General features: G+C 64.6%; 5 protein-coding genes. 4 read left to right on the top strand and 1 reads right to left on the bottom strand.

Features of this window, described 5'->3' with window-relative positions; genetic code table 11:
- The first annotated feature begins 3 nt into the window (after nt 1–3).
- From Mlute_RS16705 to Mlute_RS15105, 4 genes are read left to right on the top strand one after another with little or no spacing between them, the layout of a single operon-like run.
- Nucleotides 4–168 (top strand): hypothetical protein, encoded by a 165-nt coding sequence (locus Mlute_RS16705; RefSeq protein ID WP_456237817.1) that lies wholly within the window; start codon nt 4–6, stop codon nt 166–168.
- Nucleotides 169–189: 21 nt separating this feature from the next.
- Nucleotides 190–498: a hypothetical protein gene (locus Mlute_RS15115; protein ID WP_119361330.1), complete on the top strand. Its 309-nt coding sequence runs from the start codon at nt 190–192 to the stop codon at nt 496–498.
- A 1-nt stretch (nt 499) separates the two neighbouring features.
- Nucleotides 500–829 (top strand): hypothetical protein, encoded by a 330-nt coding sequence (locus Mlute_RS15110; RefSeq protein ID WP_119361329.1) that lies wholly within the window; start codon nt 500–502, stop codon nt 827–829.
- Nucleotides 826–1593, top strand: a complete 768-nt coding sequence (locus Mlute_RS15105; protein WP_119361328.1) for a carbon-nitrogen hydrolase family protein — start codon at nt 826–828, stop codon at nt 1591–1593. Before Mlute_RS15110 ends, Mlute_RS15105 begins: the two co-directional genes overlap by 4 nt.
- Here Mlute_RS15105 and Mlute_RS15100 read toward each other — a convergent pair.
- The gene (locus Mlute_RS15100; RefSeq protein WP_119361327.1) at nt 1560–1910 is read right to left on the bottom strand and encodes a hypothetical protein; all 351 of its coding nucleotides are present in this window, start codon (nt 1908–1910) and stop codon (nt 1560–1562) included. The genes Mlute_RS15105 and Mlute_RS15100 overlap by 34 nt on opposite strands.
- Nucleotides 1911–2148: the final 238 nt, after the last annotated feature.

Here is a 2148-nt window from a genome sequence, read left to right as displayed (position 1 = left end):
ATCGTGGCCCTCGCCACCGCCCACCCCGCCAAGTTTCCCGACGCGGTGGGGCGCGCCCTGGGAATAGAACCCCCTCAGCACCCGGCTTTGGAGGTCCTAAAGGCCCAGCCCACCCAGGTAGAGCCCCTAGAACCCCACCTCGAGGCCCTCCGGGCCCGCTTGCTTTAGTAAACTGGGGAGGGTCGTCTTATGGAAAAAAGCAAGGAAAAACCGAGCAAAGAGCCTTTTCCCGGCGCTTACTTCATCGGCCTGGTCATTACCCTAGGCCTTTTGGTCCTGGTGGTGGCGGTCGGGGCGGGCCTCTCCCCGGCCCTCTCGGGGTTCTTGGTCGCGCTGATGCTGGGGCTAACGGTCAACCCCAAGTACGCGCTGGGCTTCCTCTCCGCCGGGGTTTTCTCGGCGCTGATGGGGTTTGCCGGCAACGAACCCCAGGTGGCCTGGGGTGGGCTGGGGCTTATCCTCGCCAGCCTGGTGGTCTGGCGCTGGGTGAAAAGCTAGGATGCGCGCCCGCCTGGCCCCCGACCATCTGGCCCGCACCCTCATCTACGCCGGCATTGGGGGCTTTGTCTGGTTCTTTTTCTTCCAGCCGAGCCCTTTTGGCAGCACCCTTTGCGTGAACGCTTTGGTAGGGGCCGGTGTGGTGCAGTACACCGGTTCCAAGCCCTTCGTGATTCCCCTGTACGTGTTCCTGCTGGCCCTCTTGGTCCTATCGCAGTTCCTGCTGGAGCTTTTTAGCCCAGACGGGGGCCAGCCCGGGGCAGCCCTGCTGGGCGCTGCCATGGGGCTGGGCCTGCCCTACCTCTCCTACCGAATCTGGGGGAAACCATGAGAATCGCCCTTCTGCACCTAGCCACCCGCGAGGCCCTGGAGGAAACCCTCCACAAAGCCCTAGAGCTTCTCCACGAGGCCCATCGGCAAGGGGCCGCGCTGGCGGTGCTGCCCGAGCTCTTTCCCAGCGTCTACCGCTACGAGCTGGCCCAAAAGACCCCACAGGTGCTCGAGGCGCTGCAGGGGTTTTCCCGCCAGACTGGGGTACAGGTGCTGGCAGGGGTGTTGGAACCGGCCGGTGAGCGCTACGCCAACCGGGCCAGGCTCTTTGGGCCCGAGGGCTTGCTGGCCACCTACACCAAGACCCACTTAATTCCTGCTTTCAATGAACCCGCCACCATGACCCCCGGCGGTGAGCTGGTGCGGCTCGAGCTGGGCGGTTTCCAGGCAGGTATCGCCATCTGCTACGACCTGCGCTTTCCCGAACTCTTTCGCAGCTACGCGGTGGAGGGGGTGAACCTCTTCCTGGTGCCCTCGGCCTGGCCCATGAGCCGCAGCTACGCCTGGGAGCTTTTCTGCAAGGCCCGGGCCGCCGAGAACCAGGCCTACTTGGTCGCGGTCAACCACGCCGAGGAACCGTTTGGCGCCCCCAGCTTGGCGGTGGACCCCCTGGGCAGGGAGCTGCTGCGGCTCGAGGCCGAAGGGGTAGGGGTGGTGGAGCTAGACCCCAGCTACCCCGTCCAGCTACGCCAGGAGTTTCCCGTCTTTCCCCAGCGCCGTCCAGAGCTCTATCAGGGCCTCTTGAAAAGCCCTGCCAGCAAGTAGGCCAAAGCCCCCAGCATCAAGCCCTCACCCCAGGCGGGGAGGTAGGGCTCGAGCAGGGAAAGGTTGAAGCGCCCCACCAGGAGAAGCGGCCAGGGCAAAAGGGCCCAGGCTAGCCCATACTGGCGGTAGCCCGCCGCGAGCATAAAGCCCACCCCCACCCCCCGCAGGTAGAAGAGCCAGTCCTGCCCCCACTCGTTCTGGTAGATGAACCAGGCTAGGTTGAACCAGACCCCCACCACCCCTAAGGGCCAGCCCAAGCGCTGCGCCCCCGCCAGCACCAGCCCAAACAAGCCCGCAGCAATGATAAGAGCAAGCATTCGGGGTCCATTTTAGGGCATTAAACGGAGCGCTCCACAGATGGAGGGTGTATGGATATGGGTCAAGTAGCCTTTTTTGTGGGTTTCTCCTCCACAGCCCAGAGCGGGCCCATGTCCATGTAACGCCTGAACGCCCAGTCCTCACTCGCCCTCAGCATCACCACCGTGGCCAGGTTGGCCAGGCTCCTCTCGCTCGGAAACACCCCCACCACCCCGGTCCTCCGCTTCACCCCCCTGA

Source organism: Meiothermus luteus (assembly GCF_003574085.1).
Taxonomy (GTDB): domain Bacteria; phylum Deinococcota; class Deinococci; order Deinococcales; family Thermaceae; genus Meiothermus; species Meiothermus luteus.
The sequence above is the reverse complement of the archived record's forward strand: the minus strand, read 5'-3'. Positions and strand labels throughout refer to the sequence as shown.